This window comes from Chryseobacterium sp. 7, from assembly GCF_003663845.1.
GTDB lineage: Bacteria > Bacteroidota > Bacteroidia > Flavobacteriales > Weeksellaceae > Chryseobacterium.
This window is the reverse complement of the sequence record NZ_RCCA01000001.1, coordinates 3,258,081-3,278,857: the sequence shown is the minus strand read 5'-3', so window position 1 is coordinate 3,278,857 and position 20,777 is coordinate 3,258,081. Positions and strand designations below refer to the sequence as shown.

The window sequence follows — 20,777 nt, the reverse complement described above, 5'->3', positions numbered from 1 at the left end:
GAATGCAAAAAGCTTACCGCTTGCTGCCTAAAGCTTATTGCATATTTATTTTTTTTACTTAATGGCAGATTTCACAGCAAACTCTTCTGCAATTTCTTCCATCCATTGTGCTACATCCTCTTCACCTGTTGCTCTCTGGTACGTGCTTCCTAAAGATATTAAAATCTGGTGGATAAACATTTTCATCTGGTCTACAGGCATTTCTTTGGTCCAAAGGTCTATCCTTAGAGCCTCTCTTGTTTTTTCATCCCAAACAGAAATCATCGTTGCTTTAGTATCTTGTTTTTCAATACCTCCATCCTGAGCGTTCCATGTGATGTTTTCCGGTACGTGATTTTCATCAAGCTCTACATCTATCGTAATCTGAGTCTTTCTCATTTTTCTATTTTTTCTAATTTCGTGCAAAGTTAATACTTCTTCAGCTTATCCAAAGCTTCTACAAAATTATCTTCATCAGGAAATGGGCTATTAAAGTTAAATATTTTACCTTCAGGATCAATAATGATAAATCTCGGAATATATTGTATTTTGTATTTATTCATGAATTGTTCCGCATTTTCAAGCCAGTATTGTGGAATATTTGAAGGCTTTGTCTTGAGATAATTCAACCATTTTGATTTTTCCTGATCCAGACTGATTGAAATAAACTGGATATTTTTATAATTTCTATATTGATAACTTCTTGTTTCAAATACAGGACGAATTTTTTTACAAGGACCACACCAACTTGCCCAGAAATCTACTACAATATATTTTCCTTTATATCTTGAAAGATTTTGAAAACTTCCATTATCCTGCAGAAGTTTCAGATCTGGGAACGGTGCCCCTTTTTGTGAAATATTGATCTCTTCAAGCTTTGAATAAAGCTTTTGTTTATAATCAGTACCGTTTATCTTGCTAATCTCAGCTGCAAAAAGCTTGCTTCTGACTGCACTGTCTGATTGTATTTCAATGCTTTTAGATAGATGTTTTGATAATAACTGATCTTTCGTTTTTCCTTGAGGAAGCAAATTGATTTTAGCAAATAAAATACTATCCGGATTAGAACGCTGATCATCATCTGTAAGCATCTGATCCAATTTAAATTGGAGATAATCATCATTTTTACTCAAAAGCGGAGTGGGTTTCAAAATATTTTCATTCAGTTCATTCAGAAATATTTTTGGGGCAGCAAATTTAGGATCAGACCACGAAGTCATTTTTCTGTAGTTATTTATTTCATTCAGGTACTTAACCGCCATTAGCTGTTTTCTATATGCCTTATAATCTTCTGAAAGTGCGTTATTCTCGGCATCTGCATAGTCATCTAAAATTCTTTTATTGTCTTCCCAGTCAGACATGGCTAATTCATAAAATTTTTCCGGATTATTATTTAAATTCTGGTTCTTCAGGGCAAACCAAAATTCCATTCCGAAAGAACTCTCAGTCTTATTATAAACCTGATCAGATTTTCTGTTTGACTTTAAATTAAATGCTATGTTGGTGCTATTTAACTTAATATCAAAATCAAACCAGTCACCATTGCCCATGACAACCTCAAGTTTTTTATTACCGATTTCGAGAATATATTCATCTAAAGGAAGGTTTTGGGTAGTAGACCAGCTGAAAGAATTGTTTTTAACTGCAGCAGATCCGATTTTTTTATGAAATTCCTTTGAAACAATTTTCACAGAATCAATTTTAAGATCTGTTTCTAATTTTCCTGTGATTGAAGTTTCTGACCCACCGCTTACATAAGGTTTTGGTTTTTGTATACAATAAAGTAGACCTGTTCCTGCAATTAATAGAACCGTTGAAATACCAATTTGTTTTTTATTGTTAAGGAAAGCATTTTTAAACCCTTTTTTACTATACCAGAAATATCCAATAGCCAGGAAGACAACCATCCAGAAAAAACTCATATACTCTGAGTGAGAAATAAAATGATTCAGATCCCTTATTTCCGGAGCATTCCAGAATGTATATAATGAACTGTACGGATTAAAGAAGAAACTGTTTTTTTCGACTATTGAATAAATATTGGATCCCAATCCTAATGCACCAATAAGAAATGACCAGATAAACCCCTGGAAAACTACAGAAAAACAAAGCTGTAATGCAGCAATTCCTAGAGTAGCAGCGATAATTCTTGTATAGGTTTTGAGCATCCATACCACATCAAAAGTTAATAATTTTGCAGGATTTGGATACATATAATACTCTGTTAGCGATAAAATTATATTAAAAATAAAATAGGAGAAAATACAAATAAAACTAAGAGATAGTAAAATAATATATTTCGAAAAATAAAGCTGAAATTTATTGACAGGCTGTGTTTCCATCAGTTGCCATCCGTTATTTTTATGATCAGTTTGTGCAATTCTGTTTGCTGCAATGATCAGGAATAGAAGCAAAATGAAAAATGTAAAATATTTCAAAGGGCTTCCCCCAATCGCATCTTCAAAAATGGAATATTGAAGGGCGTCTTTAGTAATTGGATCCGGTTTGAAAAAAGACGGAATAAAATTGATGAGCGGTATTAAAGCTCCTAAGATAATTGCCGTGTAAATGAGTCCTAAACCTTTTATTTTGAGCCATTCTATATTGATGGCAGTGATTAATTTTTTCATGTGTGTAATTTAATTTTTTGTAATTTCCATAAACCATTCTTCTAAACCTGCACCGCTTTTGATTTCAAAAATTTCAGCATGGTTTAAAACCAGCTTTCTCACAAGGTCAATAATATCCTCCTTTGATCTGGAAGTAACTTCTATTGTATTCTCATCAATTAATTTCGGAGAATAATTCTCCGGGATTTCACTTATATGCTTTTGGGCATCATTCAATCCAATTTTGATGTGGCTGTATCGGTACAGTTCATTCAATTCTTTTATACTTCCAGTAAATTTTATTTCTCCATGCGAAATAATAGCAAGATGAGTAATCATTTTTTCAATTTCCTGCAGCAAATGGCTTGAGATAAATATCGTTACTCCTTCTTCTCGATTAAGCTTTATCAATAATTCACGGATTTCCATCATTCCATTAGGATCCAAACCATTGACGGGTTCATCCAGAATCAACAGTTCAGGTTTCCCCAAAAGAGTCATCGCAATGGAAAGTCTTTGTTTCATTCCTAAGGAATATTTCTTCATTTTCAGATTTCTGCTTTCCCACAGGTCTACAAGATGCAATACTCTTTCACATTCTGATTTTGGAAGACTTCTTAATTGAGAGATGATCATCAGATTATCCCAGCCGGATAAATGATCATAAAACGTAGCAGTGTCGATAAGGCTTCCGATTCTTTTAAACCCCTCCGGATAAAGTACTGAAAGATTTTCTCCGAAAATTTGTATGTTTTTCTTTTCGTCCAGAATACTTCCTATAAGCATCTTCATTGTTGTAGATTTTCCTGCTCCATTGGCTCCCAGAAAACCAAAAATACTGCCTTTCGGTATCGAAATACTGAGATTTTTTAGAATTTTCTTCTTCTGTGAAAATCCATAATTTAAGTTTCGAATTTCAATAATGTTTTTCATTGTGTGATTTGTTTAATGCAAATTTATGTAATAAAAAGGTAGCATGCAATGCAAAGTAGTATGTATGTTTAAATATTACTTTAAAAAAATCCTTTAGCTTATGCTAAAGGATTTAAATATTTAATTTTATAGAATTATTTTAACTTTGGTTTGTAACCCGACTGGTTAAAAATTGTGGTAGCGTCCATCTTCAGAAATTCTGTTAACTTCGTTTCAGGTTTTTCCTTCAGATATGCCTTACAGATCTGCCATCCTGTGAAAATTCCGATTCGTGGCGAAGATTCATTGTCAATTTCTGTATAAAATTTTGAGAATGGTCCCGGCGAAATAAAACGTTCTCCCAATCTTGGATCATCTCCGAAAATCAGATTGCTTTCTACAAAATAATTCCAGATATTAGCTTCATTGCTCTTTGCCCAATCGTACTGCTTCTGAGTATAATTCATTTTCAAATAATCAGGAGTATCAGGAAGAAAAGCATCCTGAAGAATCATAACCTTCCCGTTCAGAATAATCTGATCAATGAATTTCTGGTGGTCAGGAGATTCCGTTACAATGTTTTCCGCAAAAAGCTGGGATACTTTCGGAACAATATTCTGTGGGTTCATCGACTTCTGGAAATACAGTTCCAATCCTTTATAATTGGCATTTCCGTCTCCCATGAAACCAGTAACATCTATAAATAAAAGATTGCCCTTTTCATCATAAAATATAGGATCCTGAACCATCTGTAAAGCAGATGAGAACAAATATACTTTTGGATTTTTAAACTGTGGAAAGTAATATTTAATATGTGAAAATAAACTTTGAAGCTCCGTTTGCAATTTTGCCTCATTTATTTTTCCAATAGCTTCCTTGTAGATTTTTATCTCTTCAGCATCAGCTCTTCTTTTCCCGAAATCAGCATCAGAAACACTTCCCTGAAACCATGGGAATTGAGCTTTAAACTGATCCAAAGGAATATTCGGGTTGTAAAATTCTTTGGAAATATCTGTAACGTTAACCTTTTCGGCAGTTTGTTTTACTTCTACTTTCCATTGGTTTTCAGATTCTTTTTTGCAGGAAACAAGTCCGGCAGCTAAAATAGAAGAAAGCGCTATATATCTAAAAATCTTCATTATTTTTACATGGAATTTAAGTTTACAAAAATAAGGATTAAATACACAATTCATGATGAAAATTAAAATATTTACCACCCTTTTCCTTATTTCAGGATTTTCTTTTTTCTATGGACAAAAGCTTGAATTTAAAGATAAAAGCTTTGAAAAAGCAGTACTCGAAAATTTTGACCTCAATAAAAATGGAACCCTTGAATCTCAGGAAGCAGGCATAGTGACCAATCTGTTCCTCGTTCAGAAAGGAATTACTTCCACAGAAGACCTGCGCTTTTTTAAAAATGTAAAAATGGTTATTCTGGATGATAATACAATTTCGAATATGATGGTAAGCAATTTGGATCAGCTGGAATTGTTTTCGTGTACGGGATGTAAAATTTCATCATTCAAAGCAGAAAATCTTAAAAATTTAACTTCATTATATCTTGATAATAATTTGTTGGAAAGCATTTCGCTGATGGGGATTCCAAAAATTGGACAATTAACATTATCTTTAAATCAGTTAAAAACAATTGATGTAACCCAGCTTAAAAAATTAAGAAAGCTGAACTTGGAACATAACAAGCTTCAAAAAATTGATATTTCCTGTAATCCTGTCTTACAAACTCTGAACATCAGTGGAAATATAATAAAAGAAACGGATATTAAGAAAGGAACCAATACGGAGGTAACCATTTTTGGAGTTGGAGAATAAAAACTAATGAGTATGAAAATAGAAACAGAACGACTGATTTTAAGAAAACTTGAAGATGAAGATTTTGAACGCATTTTTCTTTTGGATTCCAGTCCTGAAGTGATGAAATATATTGGTGTACCCGTTTTAACGGATATCAATGAATCAAAAAATGTTATAAATATGATTCAGAAGCAATATAAGGAAAACGGAGTGGGAAGATTGGGTGTTGTGGAAAAAGAAAGCGGGCTTCTGATAGGATGGAGCGGATTAAAATTACTGACCCATGAAACCAATGGTTATAAAAATGTACTTGAACTGGGATATCGTTTCCTTCCGGAAGCTTGGGGAAAAGGATATGCCGTAGAATCTGGAATAGCTTCTCTGGATTATGGTTTTAATGACCTGAATGCGGAAGTTATCTATGCTTATGCTCATTCTGAACATGATGCTTCCAATCATATTTTAAGAAAATTAGGATTCGAAAAAACCGGAGAATTTGAAGAACCGGACGGAATTTGCTTCTGGTACGAACTGAAGCGTGAAAAATATAAGAAATGATCATAATACGACAAGAAGAAAGCAAGTGACATCATATCGCAAAAGGACTGGGATATCAATCAGTGATATTAATTGGGCACGAAAAATATTATCCGCACTTTGGTTACAAAAAAACGAGTAATTTTGGGATTTCTTTTCCATTTGATATTCCGGAAGAAAACGGAATGGCAATAGAATTGGTAAAAGACGGATTAAAAGATAAAAAAGGAGTAGTGAAATACCCTCAAGAATTTGGAATAGACTAAAAAATATAAACGATGCAGACACAAAAAGTGATAGATCATATTGTAAGCTGGTTAAAAGATTATGCAACAAAAGCAAGAGTAAATGGTTATGTAATAGGGGTTTCCGGAGGAGTAGATTCCGGAGTAGTTTCTACACTGGCTGCAATGACTGGGCTGAAAACATTGTTGATCGAAATGCCAATCCGCCAGAAAGCAGATCAGGTAGACCGTGCACAGGATCATATGAACGACCTTAAATCAAGATTCCCTAACGTAGAAACCATGTCGGTAGATTTGACACCCGCTTTTGAGGAATTGTATAAAACTTTTGATGTAAAAGATGATCTGTACCCTAACGAAAAACTAGCTTTTGCCAATACAAGATCCCGTTTGAGAATGCTTACGCTATATTATTACGGACAGCTGAACGGACTTTTGGTTTGTGGAACAGGAAATAAAGTGGAAGATTTCGGGATTGGTTTCTATACAAAATACGGAGATGGCGGTGTAGATGTTTCTCCTATTGCAGACCTTTATAAAACTGAAGTGTATCAACTTGCCAAAGGGCTTAATTTAATTAAAAGCATTCAGGAAGCAATTCCTACGGATGGACTTTGGGATGTAGACAGAACAGATGAGCAGCAGCTTGGTGCTACTTATCCTGAACTGGAAGAAATTCAGAAAGAATATGGGACGAAAACTGCCGAAGATTATGAAGGAAGAGATAAAGAAGTGTTTCTGATCTTTGACAGAATGCATAAAGCAGCAAAACATAAAATGGATCCAATTCCGGTTTGTGATATTCCTGAAGAGTGGAGAGCTTAAAAAATATTATTCCATAAAATACGAGCTATGAACGGTAAAATAAGATCGGTATTTTTTATATGTCTGGGACTTCTTTTCGGGATGGGTGTAATGTATGTCTACAGAAACTTTATTGAGGATAAGAAAGATCATGCGGATTCTGTAAAGACTGAAACAGTGAGCTATGGCAGTACCTCTTCAGATGGAAATTCATCTGCTCAGGTTTCTATAGAACAGCTTACGGAAGAAAAAACGGTGATCAGTTATGTGAAGCAAAATCATAAACTTCCGGAGTATTATATCACTAAAAATGAAGCAAGAAAACAGGGATGGGATCCTTCCAGAGGAAATCTTTGTGAAATACTTCCCGGAAAAGCTATTGGTGGAGATAAATTTGGAAATAGGGAAGGGCGCCTGCCGGATGGAGAAAAATATTTTGAAGCAGATGTAAACTATCATTGTGGCGGAAGAAATGCTGATCGTATCATTTACACTCAGAATGGCGACGTATATCTTACCAAAAATCATTATAAAAGTTTTGAAAAACAGTAACATCTAGTCATTGCGAGGAGCGAAAGCGACGAAGCAATCTCTAAAAAAATAATTGCAGGTGAAACCAGGTTTTGTCTATATCATGACTAATAAGAATTGCACAACTCTTTATACAGGAGTTACTTCAAATCTGCCTAAACGTGTTCAACAGCATAAAGAATCATATTATTCTCAAAGTTTTACCTCAAGATATAATTTGTATTTACTTGTGTATTGGGAATCCTTTCAGGAAATAGGTGATGCTATATTTAGAGAAAAACAGATAAAAGCAGGCTCAGACAAAAGAAACTGGATTTAATCAATAATATAAATCCTGATTGGAAAGATCTTGCAGATGACATTGAGAATATTATGGATATTTTCTGAGATTGCTTCGTCGCAGAGCTCCTCGCAATGACTAATGTATAATTTGCATTTAAATAGTTATAAATATTAATTTTGAAAAATAGTAGATTTCTTTACCTTTTACTTGTTTTGCTTCTGACATACTCATGCTCGGAAAAGAAAGATGTAGTCAAGGAAAAGAAAGAAAAACCAGCCATAACAATACTCATACAGCCGTTTAAAGATATTAAACCAGAAACTGTAGCAAAAGTAGCTGAAGGAATAAAAAATGTGTACCCGAATGTAAAAATTCTGGATGCCATAGATTTTCCTGAAAATGCGTATTATAAAGAGAGAAACCGGTATAGAGCCGATTCTATCATTAAATTTTTAAGTAAGGAAACAAAGGGAGATTTTGTTACAATAGGTCTTACCACTAAAGATATCAGTGCTACCCGAGGAAAGATAAAAGACTTTGGAATTATGGGATTGGGGTATACACCCGGGAAAGCTTGTGTGGCTTCAAATTTCAGACTAAGCAAAGAAAATAAGGATGAGCAATTTTTCAAGATAGCCATTCATGAGTTGGGACATACACAAGGGCTGCCGCATTGCCCGGAAAAAATGTGTTTTATGAGAGATGCGGAAGGTAAAAATCCTACCAATGAAGAAACGGATTTCTGCAAAAAATGCAAAACTTTTTTAATTAATAAAAACTGGAAATTTAGTTCAATATGAAGACAGTATATATAGATTTTACAGACATAGGTGACTATGAAGATTTTTACACCCAGCTAAAGGAGAAAATTCAGCTTCCTGAGCATTTCGGTGACAATCTTGATGCTCTTTTTGATACCATCACCGGAGAACTGGAAATGCCTCTCCATTTAGAATTCGTCAACATGACGGTAGATCAGCTTGAGATTTTTGAAGATCTGCTGACAACACTGGAAGATGCGGAAGAAGAAGTGGAAGAATTTAGTTTCAGTTACTATCTTGAGCAATACGAAGACGAAGATGATGCTGTAGAATCTGAAGAATAATAAAAAAGCTGTTTCATGTGTTGAAACAGCTTTTTTTACGCTGAGCACTCTTTTACCCTTAAACCTTAACAAAGGTAAAATTTCGCAAATTTGCTATTTCTGTTCGATTACAAAAACGTAGAATCAAAATAAAAGGGAAGCAGATCTTTCACCGCATGCACTTTTACAACCTCCTCATTCATGCTTGAAAAATAAAGGTCGATATTTTCATTCTGCTTGGTTTCGTATTCAATCAAGCTCTGACGGCAGGCTCCACAAGGAGGAATCGGAGGATTTTTCTCATGAAACTCTTTAGGACCTCCTACTACAAAGATCTTTTTTATTTTCATATCTGGAAAATTGGCGGCTACCCAAAAAACAGTTGTTCTTTCTGCACAAAGTCCGGAAGGATAAGCTGCATTCTCCTGATTGTTCCCGGAATAGATTTCTCCATTTTCCAATAATACCGAACATCCTACCAAAAACTGAGAATAAGGCGCATATGCATTCTCGCGAGCCTCTTTGGCTCTTTCAAATAATTGTTTTTCTATATCGCTCAGTTCACTGCTGTTTTTAAAATATTCGTAACTGATCTGTATGTCTTTTTTCATATATTGTAGACTAAAAAAGGGGGGTAAAATTAGTTCTTTTTAATGAAGTGGGCAATATTTTATTCTTCCAATAAAAAGTTCAATTTTTTAAATACTAAAATGTTATACACACCAATAAAATTCAGAAATGTAGTATTAAAAAACAGATGGGTAATGTCTCCCATGTGTATGTATTCATGTGAAAACGGAGAAGCTAACGACTTCCATTTTGTACATTACGGAAGCAGATCACAAGGTGGTACGGGATTATTAATCGTAGAAGCTACAGGAGTAGAACCCAAAGGAAGAATTACCAATCACTGCATGGGAATCTGGAATGATGAACAGGCAGAGAAATTGCAAAGAATTGTAGAGTTTGTTCATAAAAATTCAGAAAGTAAAATAGGAATCCAGCTGGCGCATGCCGGAAGAAAAGGTTCTACATGGAATAACCTGCAGATTTCTCTGGAAGAAGGCTGGGAAACCGTTGCACCGAGTCCTATTCCTTATCATCCAACAGAAAGAATTCCCCATACACTTACCACAGATGAGGTAAAAGAACAGGTGCAGAATTTCAAAAAAGCTGCCCGGAGAGCAGTAGATGCTGGTTTTGATGTGATCGAAATTCATGGGGCGCACGGATATCTGATCCATCAGTTTTTGTCGCCGTTATCCAATATCAGAACAGATGAATATGGAGGAAGTTTTGAAAACAGAATCAGGTTTCTGATCGAAATTGTAGATGCTGTTAACGAAGAACTGGATGAAAATACAGCCCTTTTCGTAAGAATTTCAGGAACCGAATATGCAGAGAGTGGCTGGGATATTCAGAGTAGTGTGGAGCTGGCAAAAATTTTAAAAGAACATGCTGTAGACTTTGTAGATGTATCCAGCGGCGGAAATATTCATGGGGCGAAAATATCGGTTTTTGATGGCTATCAGGTTCCTTTTTCATCGCAGGTAAGAAATGAAGCTGAAGTGAAGACCGGAGCAGTAGGTTTAATTACCAAAGTGGAACAGGCTGAAGAAATCCTTCAGAAAGGAGATGCAGACCTTATTTTTGTGGCAAGAGAGATTTTAAGAAATCCATATATTGCTGTTCAGGGATCTTTTGAGATGAAAGAAGAATGCTTTTTCCCACATCAGTATACCAGAGCCAAAATCTCTTCTTAAACACCTTCATAAAACTCAGAAATGGATATTAATGATTTCATGCTTACCTGTCCCAGTAAGAAATTCCTGGGAGTAGAATGTCTTGGGTGTGGTGCCCAGCGTGCTATTGTATTGGTATTTGAAGGAAAGTTTGCGGAAGCTTTTCAAATGTATCCTGCTGTGTATACCTTATTGTTATTTTTTTTTACTCTTGGTCTTAGTTTTATCGATAAAAAAAGAAAATACGGTAATATTTTAATGATAATGATTATCGTTAATCTGATTATTATGGTAATCGGGTATATGTACAAACATTATTGATTTACATGGGTAATAAGTTAAGTGTTGGTTTTTTGTTGTCCTGTTTGAATAAATTTCAAAAAGAAAATTTTCAATAAAAAATAAAATAAATTAGTTTAAAATTCTATAATTGATTTTCAAATCGGGATTTTACAAAATGTCGTAGAACTACTACAATTTCTGAAAGAGTAGGCTAAAAACTTTTTACATTAGAACATGAAGTCTATCTTTGTTATATAAATCCGATATCAGGAAACACTAGTAAATGATTAAAATATAAGAATTAAGAATATGGCAGGAAATTCAAGAGGAATCTTAAAATTTAATGGAGGTGAAGGTCAGAAGTTATTAAAGCTTAATTACAGCGTATCAAGATCTACAGATGTATCAGGACGTGTAGCGTCTGATCCGTCTAACGCATTGATTAAAGTAACAATAGAAGCAACAGAAAAATCTGATGTTTTAGAAAGCTTATTAAACAGCAAATATAAACCTACAAACGGAGAAATCCAGTTTAATAAATCTCACGAAGAAGGAACACTAATCTCTTTAAAGTGGGAAAATGGATATGTCATTCAGCATGAAGTAGACTTTGATGCCATAGACAGCAATAACATGCTGATCAGCTTTGTAGTAAGTGCTGAAAGCATTACATATGGAAATTCATTCTATGACGGACTTTGGCCAATGAGCTAAGTCTTTCATCAATTAAAAATAAAAGACTGTCCCTCATAAGACGGTCTTTTTTTACCTAAAACTATATTCTGCAGGATCTCTTGTGTTTATTTTTAAACTCCCGGCCTGTTGAATAATCGTTTGAAAAACTAATCAAATCACTAAATAATATGTCAAATACACCTGGAAACTCACAATCGACGTCTTTTCGTCCGACGCAGAATGCAGATGGTATTTCAGCAAGTCATCATACAGGTATTAACCGTCTTGTAAAACTTTCTCTTGTCATAGAAGGGAAAATTATAAAGTATTATAAACATTTCAAGCTTAAACAAAGTACCAGAAGACATCACGAATTTACATTAACGCTGGCACACGATACTTTGGGGGACAGACAGACCCATTCTCTGGAAGAAGCCAACAAATTTCTTGGAAAAAGACTTACAGCCGTTATTTCTTATAAAGATATAGACAACAGTCCGGAGAGAACTTTCGTAGGAGTAATTACCGGAGTAGGATTCAGCCAGGAACACATGAGCTTAGGAAATATTGTACTCACAGGGTACAGTCCTACCATTCTTCTTGACGGAGCCCCGCACATTCAGAGCTTTGGAGGTGCTCAATCTGTTAATGTTGGCATTATTGCCGAAGAAGTGATTAAACAGGGAATTGATAAAAGCCGATTTGATGTCAGAGTAGATGCTAATAACTTCTCTCAGATTATCTATAGCAGCCAGTACGATGAAACCCATTATAATTATCTGGCGAGAATGGCAGAAGCTTATGGTGAACAGTTTTTCTATGATGGTGAAGTCTTACACTTTGGAAAGCTTCCCGCTCAGAACAAACCTATTATTCTTACCTACGGAAGCAGCGCCAATGATATAAAAGTTGAATTGAAAGCGGTCCATACAAAGCCTCAATTCTACGGATATAACAGCAATAAAAATGAAAAGCTGACTTCAGGTTCCACACCCATCAAACATGTGGGTGACCTGGCAAAAACAGCTTACAATCATAACGAAACTATTTATAAAACACCGGCTTTAAAGATGGCACCCATCAAAGCTACGACCCATCTTGACGTAGAGTACTCTCAGAAAAGTGCTTCCGGAAGTGAAGCGGTGAATGTTTTTTCAGTTTCAGGGAATACAACCGTTCCTTTTCTGCATCCGGGTTGTATTGCAGATGTACAGATGCGTAAACAGGATTCTAATGAAACTTCTTATTTCACCAGAATCATGATTACAGAAGCAGAACATGAATTTGACACCATAGGTCATTATACCGGAAACTTCGTAGGAATAGCCGCAGATACAGGATTTCTTCCAAAACCTGAATTTACCATTCCAAAGGCTGAACCACAGACTGCCACTGTAATTTCCAACACAGATCCTGAAGGACAGGGAAGAATACAGGTAAGATTCGACTGGCAGACCAATGATACCACCCATTTTATCCGTATGATGAGCCCGGATGCCGGAGGAACAGATCAGATCACCCAAAACCGTGGTTATGTAGCCATTCCGGAAGTGGGAGATCAGGTGATGGTGAATTTTGTGCACAGCCATCCGGACAGACCTTTCGTAATGGGAGGGATGTTCCACGGAGGAATTGCCTTGGGAGGAGGTGTTAACAATCACCTGAAATCTATCCAGACCAGAAGCGGAATCCGAATTTTAATGAATGACGAAGAAGGAAGTGTAACCATTCTTGATCCAAGCGGAAATACCTATTTCATGGACGGGCAGGGGAATATCAGCATGAAAGCCCCTAAAAACTTTACTTTAAATGCTGGTGACAATATCAATATCACCGCAGGAAAAGAAATCTCGATAGGTGCAGGCGCAAGCATTACCAGCACAGCCAACGATAATATAGTTTCCATAGCAGGAAAAGATATGAAACTTACAGCATCAGGCGACATTACGGAAACCTCCGATACCAGAACAGAAATGATTGAAAAAGAATTCAAAAGACAATCTGAAACATCTAATGAAATAGCAGGAGAAATTTCCATGTTCAGCGAACTGGAAAATATGACTATGCAAAGTGGAAAAATTGTAGAATTCAACAGTGCTGAAAAATCAAAACTTTTCTAGTATGGCCATCATAAAAACAGCAACTAATCTGCGCATCACAGTCAAAGATTCTTATCATCTTAGTGTAGGAAAAAAGGTGGAGAAAATAGCAAAGAAAATCAATGTGGAAGCTCACAGAGATAATCTGGTTTTAGCAAGTAATAAAAAAATAATGTCTCATGGGAATAAATAAATTAAAAATCCTGATTTTTTTCATCATAGGAAGTTTCTCATTAGTAAGTTGTCAAAATAAAAAAATGGAAGAAAAATTTAAATGGACAGGAACATTATCAGCTCCTAATGAATATCCAATGCAGGCTTATTACGGAGAGCTTATAGCAGATGATTATCAATTCCCATTTTCCGATATCTGGGGAATTGCCGATGGAGGTTGGGGAGAACCTGGTAAGTCTGGTGATGGAACTGATAACCTTGTAAAAGTTCCTCATACTTTAGAATTTACCTGGTATTCTCTGGTGGAAGATAAATTTTATGCAGGGCACTGGGAGCTGGATACTAAGAAAATTACCCAATTATTTAATGAAGGATTTAGCCAGACTTATTTTGATTCACTAAAGAAAGGAACCTACGATACCTTTGTGATAGGTTTGGGACCAAAAGGAAAATTGATACTTTGGTTATATGGAAATGGACATCAGGTGGAAGTAGGAAATTTTCAAGGGAAAGAAATTAAAATTACCAAAGAAGAAGCTTATGACAAATTTAAATATGTATTTGAACCAAAATACAGAGAAGATATCCTCAATGATCCTGGAATTGTAAAGACTATTGTGGCCAATAAAATAAAAGCAGAAGGATATCCGGACCACAATTTGTATGAAACTTTCAGAGAAAAACTCAACTGGAGTCCTAAGCTTATTTTACCGGCAGGAAGTACCCTTGAGAAAAGAAATTTTTATATGGCTAATGGAGAGCGTGAAAGTACACTACAGGATAATCCTGCTGCTGCTTTACCATCTAAAAAGAGGGCTGTACCTTATCTTTTTTATTTCCAATGGAAAAATAAAGACGGAAAAAAACAGAGTTCACAAATTGTATTTACAGGTAATCCTGAATATATAAAACAGACCAGTAAAATTTCTAATGGTACATTTCTTCCGTTAGATTTTGAAAAAACGGATATGTTTAAAACGTTTGGTGGATTAGACAAAGAAGCTCCTACAGATATTGTTATTGATATAAGCAGTGGAAACAATGCAGAAGTATACATAGAACAGAATGGGAAAAAATATCCGGTAAAACAGATGGATAAATATGTAATACAAGATAAATAGAAGCATATGTCAAATGTAGTTTTTGGAAATTATACACCTGAATATGTGGAAAATGACTCTATAAATGTTGTTTTGGGAGTTTTCTTTGATGGTACACTTAATAATAAAGTCAATACAAAAGAACGGGAAAACAATACCGAAATTTATAAAAAAAATGGGATAAAAACCTGGTCAAAAAGACAACTCAGTGAAAAAAAAGACACCAGTTATGATAATGGCTGGAGTAATGTAGCCCGCATGTCAGAAGCTTGTAATCAAGATTATGGAATTTATATTGAAGGAATAGGAACTGACAACCGTAAAGAAGATGAAAATGGAGGCTTTGCATTTGGTAGCGGTGATACTGGTATTCGCGGGAAAGTGAGAAAAGGATGTGAAGAGGTCGTTAAAAGAATAAAGGAAAAACTGGGCAATAAAACAACTGTTGAGGTGCTGACATTAGATGCTTACGGATTTAGTAGGGGAGCTGCTGCCGCCCGTAACTTTGTCTATGAGATTAATAAGAGAAAATATGATGCTCATAAAAAAACTTATACAAAACGAAGAGTAAGCGTTACCTTTTACAGTGATGATGATGGCAAAGAAATTCCTCTTAAAGAATTACCGCCAAGAGGACATTTAGGATTAAAATTAAAAGAAGCAGGAATTACCGTTGAGCGGATCGTCGTTCGCTTTTTGGGAATTTATGACACCGTATCATCTTATCATCCCAATTTTTCTGTAAAGCCAAACTTCAGTAATGATATAGAAGAGTTACATCTTGATGATATAACCTCTGCAAGAAAAATAGTACACTTTATTGCAGCTGATGAACACAGAGAAAATTTTGACCTTACCAATGTGGCTTATGATACTGATGCGAGAGGGAAAAAGCAGGTTCCTGTGTTTTACGGTGAAGAAAAAACCTTTCCAGGAGTGCACTCAGACATTGGGGGAAGTTATTTATCCGAAACAGAATGGGTAAGAGAAATAGAAACAGACTGGACCGATAAAAGGGATCTTAAACCTCTTGAAGACAGGCTTGTTGCCGAAGGATGGTATAACAGAAATCAACTCTCCTACATTGGAGGTAATGCATACTTTGCATTAAAAGGAGTTAGAGAATTATTACATACTTACAGTTATATCCCTCTCACATTTATGACAGAAAAAGCAAATGATGCAAAATGTGAACAGCTTTCGATGATGAAGATAAAGAAAAGTTATGACTTTTCTAAAGATGTTTTATTGGTTCGCGTTGAAAAGAAGCTGAGGGAATATGTTTTTAAAAATGGAAGGCCTTATGATTTTAAATGGGTTGCCGATTTAGATAAAAAATATAAAAATGATAAAAGCAATCCGAATTATATAAAAGAATTGGAAGAACAAAAAGACCTCAGAGATTTAAGAAATAAATATCTCCATTGGTCAGCAGATCGATATGCCATAGGAATGGATCCAAGGTCAGACAGAAAAAGGGTGGTACATTAGAATTGAATCTTTAATAATAAAGATCAAACAAGAAGTAGGAACATTTTATGCAGAAATTCAACAAACACATCATTCAGAAAGATGAAACTTTAAAAAGTATAGCCTCGCTGTATGGACTGGATAAAGATGAATTAAAACTCTTCCATAATAATCACTGTACTGTTAAGGATATGATCCTGATCAATCTTAACGGGCAGAAAGAACTTTTTGTTCCCAGAACAGCTGTTGCGGATAAAAATAGTTTAGTAAAATTCGGAAAAGGAAACAGTCTTACGCTTCAGCCGGAAAATGCGCTACGAAAATACAGCGTAGTCATTACCATTGAAAAAGGAGAAGTTCGAAACGAATTAAAATATGAAACATCAGTCCGCTGGCTGAAAACAGAGAAAGGATATCAGTTTTTTGAGATAGACAGAACATCCAACCTCTATATCAACGAAGAAGAAGTCAATGAAATTGCAGATCTGCTTGCTTACAGAACATCGAAGGTTTTATATCCCTTACAGATCAGTACAGATGAACATGGGAAATTTGAAACCATAGAAAATGCTGAGGTTTTTCCAAAGAGATGGACGGTCGTAAAAGAAGAATTATATAAAGAATTTGAAGGCGAAACCGTAGATGAATACTGCGGAAAGATTGAAAAAGTAATCAGTGAACCTGAAGCCATCAATCTTTACATCAAAAACGATTACTTCATCCGTGCTTTGTTCTTTGGAATATACCAGGGTTTCGGAAAAGAATATAAAACAGAGATAACGACAAGTTTTCCAGTAGTGGATAACGCAATAGAACCCAGATATAAATTGATACTGGAAACAGATCCGTTGAAAGAAGAAACAGGTTTAATTACCATAGAAGGTTCAGGAAAGCTATATGAAGAAAGAGATACAGATGATTTTATAAGAAAATCACCCTTTTCATTGATTATAGAAGACGATCCTGTGATGAATGAAGGAGGAAATTTCAGAATCATAAGCTACCTGAAAGGAGAAACCTCACTTCCGGAGTCACTTTATCTGGAATGCAGTATCATGCTGCAGGAAGAGAAAAAGATTTCAGTATCAGTATCAGGAATTGATGAAAAATAAAAAACCATTTCACTAAAGATAAAATTAATATGGCAGAAAAACATATTGTAGTACAGGGCGCTATGTGCAAATGCCAGTTCGGGCAGGCTCCGGACAAGCTGAAAGTACTTACACACCAAAAAGAATATGCCAATGATAAAAGCGGTTCCAAAAAACTCATCGTCACAACGAAAGAAATAGGAGGAGCCACCTTTGAAAAAAATACATTCGGAAACTGTACCAAAATGGGAGGTCCGCCGCCACCCTGCAAAATTATGGTTACAGAATGGCAGAAGTTTTATGATAAAGTACAGCTTAGTAATGGCGGATACATCATTGTAGAAGACAGCAAAGCAGTATGTGCGGTTGCCGGAACTCCATGCATTGAAATTATAGACCACGGACAGAGAGCAGAGGCCAGCCAGCAGAATTTTAAAAATGCAGATAAAGACGTTCAGAAGCAGATCAATCCGTTGGTGGACTCAGAGGAAATGTATAACGAGCAACCTTCAGGAGGAGGGCAGGATGGTGCAATCTAAATGACAAGAAAATGGCAAAAGGCGTAAAAAAAATAAAAGTTGTAAGCGGATTGTATTATCCTAAAATGTCTGTATTAGGGCAGAGGATTACCATAAAACCAGATCAATGGGTGCAGTTTGGCGTGGGCGAATGGCTGCCGGATACCACAGATGCAGAGAAAAAGAAACCTCTTACCTGGATGAGGCAGAACAGCAGCAAAAAAATTATCATCAATCAGATAACCTCTGCTACCGGATATAAATTTTTAATAGGAAAGCAGTACTGCGGAAGCTATCAGTTTTATATTGAAGCCAGTCTTTCTGGGGTAAGAGATACTAAAAGTGATACAGGAATATTTGTAAAAGGCTGGTGTGATCCCATCATTGTAAGCAGCAAGTGGTCTACACAAAAAAACAGCAAAAGCATCAAAAACAATAAAAAGAACGAATACATTTCCTACGGACACATTGTACACCTTAACCTGATGACAGAAGGGCTGAACGGAAATACAGTCAGTATTGAGCTTTGGAATCAGCAGACAGCAAAAGCAGATAAACTGGTGCATACCTACAACAATGTACAGGTAATAGACGGAGAAGTCAATCTGAAAATAGAAAACACTTTTACCTGGATGGCCTATGTAGACAATATTCAGAATGTAGAAGAATTCTATGTTAAAGTAAAAGATACAGCCTCCAAACAATATATTAAAGATAAATTGGGCGATGATCTTCATGCCATCTATCTGAACGTAAAAAATAAAGTTGTTACAACTAATACTAACGGAGCCCAGAACCAGACTCCGACCAAAGTATACAAGCCGGATGTAAACTCCGTAAGGCTGGAACCCTGTAAGTTTGAAGTCATCAAAATCACAGAAAATGAGACAAAGGATGGAAAAGCCAGCAATACAACAGTCAAAGTCTTTGACAATGGGAACGGTGTTAAACTCATAAAATCAGCGGCTTTACAGGAATACATTCAAAGAACAATTTTTTATAAATTCGATTCCACAGTCATTGATAAAGACGGTGTTGCTATTCTTAATAATGTACTCAAATTCCTTCTGGAGCATAAAGATGCCACCATGAATCTCAGCGGCTATGCTTGCGTGATAGGAAAAGAAAATTATAACAAAGGACTTTCCCAAAGAAGAGCAGACGTCGTCAAAAAATTCTTTGCTGATGGTGGATTAGATCCCAGAAGAATAATCTCCGTAGGAAAAGGAGAAGTAGATCCTACCGATGATAAAATGGGAAGAGATAATATCAAGTACAAAAATGAGAAAGATTATGAAAACAACCGTAGAGTAGATATCTCATTTGTTTTCAATGCCCATGATGCACAAACTATTCATTATGAAGTAACAGCACCAGATGTCTCTACAAAGAAAAACCTGATCATTGATGTCACAGGCTTTCAGACCAATGAATGCTTCAGAGACAGCAAAGGGAAGCATAAGAAACAGATTCAGGTTGTAGATGTAGGACAGGCAATCGATAAAGGAGATACGGTAAAAACATTTACCACACCTTCCTTTACTTATGGAGTATATTCAGATTTATCTCAATTCAATGCTCTCCCTATACAATATATCTGGCCGGCCGGAACAAACCCGAATCAGTTTCATCTGCATGTTCATACCTGCAGATACTACAGTAATGAGAAAAGAACTACAGTATTAATAAAAGCCTACCCGGATATCAATTGGACATTGAGTTTTACATTAAACCTTACCAATGATCTCAGCGTAAAATGGATGAATATGGATCCCCATGAGCATAAAGAACTGCAGAAAAGAGCAGGCAAAATGGGCGCTGAAAAAAGATGGAAACAGAAAGATGCTTCACTGGCTTTTAGTTTAAAGGCAAAATGGAATAATGATAAGCAGGAAAAGGAATTAAAATATCAATACGAAACCAAGTTTAAAAAAATATATGATACATTTGCTGCCATAGGAGCATTGTCAGATGGAGTTCTTAATCAGGCCAAAGGAAAAGTACGTTCCATTTCTCCTAAAGGAATTCCGGTAAGTTTTGCCGTGAAGCCTCCTAATATGGAGTTGTCTGGTAACTGGCTTTTAAAGCATCCTAAAGATAATAATGCCATTCTTGGTACAGATGTAGCTATAGGTTTGAAAGCAAATCCGCTGATTGGTCTGGAAATGACAGTTGACCTTCTGGGAGCCTTGGTATTTGGTATTTCAGGAGCGGTAAGCGGAGGAACAGCTGCGCCGGGAGTCACAAGACTGTATCAGGAAATTCAGGGGAAACTGAAATCCGGAATAGATGTAGGAAATGATAATGTTGGTTTCAAAGCATCTGTAGATATCTTTATGGATCTTATTATTTCCAGCACCATAGAAGTGGAATCTGAATTTAAATTTAATACTGCCGGAAAACTCAAAGATTCTGAATTTAAAGTCTCCAGTAAGAGTAAACTTAAGCTGGAATTAAAAGTAGGAGTTAAAATTCAGGGAGAAGTTTCACTGGCAGTCATCAAAGCAGAAGCTTATTTTGAAGCATCAGCATCCGGAAGCGCTTCCATAACCTACGGGCATGGTATCAACTACGATGAAAAAGGTTTATATTACCGTCCTGTTCTCGGATTTGACGGCCTTGATGCTCAATATGTAGTCAGTATAAGTGTAGGCCTTGCTATTAAAATTGCGAAAAATAAACATAAAGTGGAGGAAAGCAGAAATGGAAAATATGAAATTGCCAAAGGTGATTTTAAAAATGTAATTCCTCCTTTTGATGTCATAAAAGAATTAGAATCCTTATTTGGAATAAGCGCAAATATTCCGTTGATTAAAAATGATTAATATTC

General features: G+C 35.7%; 23 protein-coding genes. 18 read left to right on the top strand and 5 right to left on the bottom strand.

Annotated elements, in window-relative coordinates:
• Positions 1 to 54: 54 nt before the first annotated feature.
• The 4 genes from gldC to CLU97_RS14980 form a co-directional block, all read right to left on the bottom strand.
• Entirely contained in the window at positions 55 to 378 is a 324-nt protein-coding gene (gene gldC, locus CLU97_RS14995; RefSeq protein WP_121488652.1) for a gliding motility protein GldC, read from the bottom strand.
• A gap of 29 nt (positions 379 to 407) precedes the next feature.
• Positions 408 to 2,609: a thioredoxin-like domain-containing protein gene (locus CLU97_RS14990; protein ID WP_121488651.1), complete on the bottom strand. Its 2,202-nt coding sequence runs from the start codon at positions 2,607 to 2,609 to the stop codon at positions 408 to 410.
• Between the two features lie 9 nt (positions 2,610 to 2,618).
• Positions 2,619 to 3,521, bottom strand: coding sequence for an ABC transporter ATP-binding protein (locus CLU97_RS14985; protein ID WP_121488650.1), 903 nt, complete (start codon positions 3,519 to 3,521; stop codon positions 2,619 to 2,621).
• Positions 3,522 to 3,655: 134 nt separating this feature from the next.
• Entirely contained in the window at positions 3,656 to 4,639 is a 984-nt protein-coding gene (locus tag CLU97_RS14980; RefSeq protein WP_183084582.1) for a gliding motility protein GldB, read from the bottom strand.
• Positions 4,640 to 4,691: 52 nt separating this feature from the next.
• On the opposite strand from CLU97_RS14980, the gene CLU97_RS14975 reads away from it, so the two are divergent.
• The 8 genes from CLU97_RS14975 (at position 4,692) to CLU97_RS14940 (ending at position 8,817) form a co-directional block, all read left to right on the top strand.
• The gene (locus CLU97_RS14975; RefSeq protein ID WP_121488648.1) at positions 4,692 to 5,330 is read left to right on the top strand and encodes a leucine-rich repeat domain-containing protein; all 639 of its coding nucleotides are present in this window, start codon (positions 4,692 to 4,694) and stop codon (positions 5,328 to 5,330) included.
• 12 nt (positions 5,331 to 5,342) lie between these two features.
• Entirely contained in the window at positions 5,343 to 5,870 is a 528-nt protein-coding gene (locus tag CLU97_RS14970; RefSeq protein ID WP_228437727.1) for a GNAT family N-acetyltransferase, read from the top strand.
• A gap of 62 nt (positions 5,871 to 5,932) precedes the next feature.
• Positions 5,933 to 6,115, top strand: coding sequence for a hypothetical protein (locus tag CLU97_RS14965; RefSeq protein ID WP_228437725.1), 183 nt, complete (start codon positions 5,933 to 5,935; stop codon positions 6,113 to 6,115).
• Positions 6,116 to 6,127: 12 nt separating this feature from the next.
• Positions 6,128 to 6,919, top strand: a complete 792-nt coding sequence (gene nadE / locus CLU97_RS14960; protein ID WP_121488646.1) for an NAD(+) synthase — start codon at positions 6,128 to 6,130, stop codon at positions 6,917 to 6,919.
• 27 nt (positions 6,920 to 6,946) lie between these two features.
• Positions 6,947 to 7,450: a ribonuclease domain-containing protein gene (locus CLU97_RS14955; RefSeq protein WP_183084581.1), complete on the top strand. Its 504-nt coding sequence runs from the start codon at positions 6,947 to 6,949 to the stop codon at positions 7,448 to 7,450.
• Between the two features lie 82 nt (positions 7,451 to 7,532).
• Positions 7,533 to 7,748, top strand: coding sequence for a GIY-YIG nuclease family protein (locus CLU97_RS14950; RefSeq protein ID WP_317125987.1), 216 nt, complete (start codon positions 7,533 to 7,535; stop codon positions 7,746 to 7,748).
• A 140-nt stretch (positions 7,749 to 7,888) separates the two neighbouring features.
• The gene (locus tag CLU97_RS14945) at positions 7,889 to 8,512 is read left to right on the top strand and encodes a Zn-dependent protease (protein WP_121488644.1); all 624 of its coding nucleotides are present in this window, start codon (positions 7,889 to 7,891) and stop codon (positions 8,510 to 8,512) included.
• On the top strand, positions 8,509 to 8,817 hold the full coding sequence (locus tag CLU97_RS14940) for a barstar family protein (RefSeq protein WP_121488643.1): 309 nt from the start codon (positions 8,509 to 8,511) through the stop codon (positions 8,815 to 8,817). The genes CLU97_RS14945 and CLU97_RS14940 overlap by 4 nt, the downstream gene beginning before the upstream one ends.
• Positions 8,818 to 8,924: 107 nt before the next feature.
• Here CLU97_RS14940 and CLU97_RS14935 read toward each other — a convergent pair whose 3' ends face one another.
• The gene (locus CLU97_RS14935) at positions 8,925 to 9,407 is read right to left on the bottom strand and encodes a cytidine deaminase (protein ID WP_121488642.1); all 483 of its coding nucleotides are present in this window, start codon (positions 9,405 to 9,407) and stop codon (positions 8,925 to 8,927) included.
• 99 nt (positions 9,408 to 9,506) lie between these two features.
• Between CLU97_RS14935 and namA the strand changes: the two genes are divergently transcribed.
• From namA to CLU97_RS14890, 10 genes are all read left to right on the top strand, one after another.
• Entirely contained in the window at positions 9,507 to 10,559 is a 1,053-nt protein-coding gene (namA, locus tag CLU97_RS14930) for an NADPH dehydrogenase NamA (protein ID WP_121489758.1), read from the top strand.
• A gap of 21 nt (positions 10,560 to 10,580) precedes the next feature.
• Positions 10,581 to 10,859, top strand: coding sequence for a DUF2752 domain-containing protein (locus CLU97_RS14925; RefSeq protein WP_121488641.1), 279 nt, complete (start codon positions 10,581 to 10,583; stop codon positions 10,857 to 10,859).
• 270 nt (positions 10,860 to 11,129) lie between these two features.
• Positions 11,130 to 11,534 (top strand): type VI secretion system tube protein TssD, encoded by a 405-nt coding sequence (gene tssD / locus CLU97_RS14920; RefSeq protein WP_121488640.1) that lies wholly within the window; start codon positions 11,130 to 11,132, stop codon positions 11,532 to 11,534.
• A 149-nt stretch (positions 11,535 to 11,683) separates the two neighbouring features.
• A complete protein-coding gene (locus tag CLU97_RS14915; RefSeq protein ID WP_121488639.1) occupies positions 11,684 to 13,615 on the top strand; it encodes a type VI secretion system Vgr family protein in 1,932 nt (643 codons plus the stop codon).
• A 1-nt stretch (position 13,616) separates the two neighbouring features.
• Positions 13,617 to 13,787 carry a hypothetical protein gene (locus CLU97_RS23730; RefSeq protein WP_183084580.1) on the top strand — a complete coding sequence of 57 codons (171 nt, stop codon included), beginning with the start codon at positions 13,617 to 13,619 and terminating at the stop codon, positions 13,785 to 13,787.
• Positions 13,788 to 13,851: 64 nt separating this feature from the next.
• Positions 13,852 to 14,889: a DUF2931 family protein gene (locus tag CLU97_RS14910; protein ID WP_262690259.1), complete on the top strand. Its 1,038-nt coding sequence runs from the start codon at positions 13,852 to 13,854 to the stop codon at positions 14,887 to 14,889.
• A gap of 6 nt (positions 14,890 to 14,895) precedes the next feature.
• Positions 14,896 to 16,359, top strand: a complete 1,464-nt coding sequence (locus CLU97_RS14905) for a T6SS phospholipase effector Tle1-like catalytic domain-containing protein (protein ID WP_121488637.1) — start codon at positions 14,896 to 14,898, stop codon at positions 16,357 to 16,359.
• 47 nt (positions 16,360 to 16,406) lie between these two features.
• Positions 16,407 to 17,450, top strand: coding sequence for a hypothetical protein (locus tag CLU97_RS14900; protein ID WP_121488636.1), 1,044 nt, complete (start codon positions 16,407 to 16,409; stop codon positions 17,448 to 17,450).
• Positions 17,451 to 17,479: 29 nt separating this feature from the next.
• On the top strand, positions 17,480 to 17,968 hold the full coding sequence (locus CLU97_RS14895; protein WP_121488635.1) for a DUF4280 domain-containing protein: 489 nt from the start codon (positions 17,480 to 17,482) through the stop codon (positions 17,966 to 17,968).
• 11 nt (positions 17,969 to 17,979) lie between these two features.
• Entirely contained in the window at positions 17,980 to 20,772 is a 2,793-nt protein-coding gene (locus CLU97_RS14890; RefSeq protein ID WP_121488634.1) for an OmpA family protein, read from the top strand.
• Positions 20,773 to 20,777 lie beyond the last annotated feature (5 nt).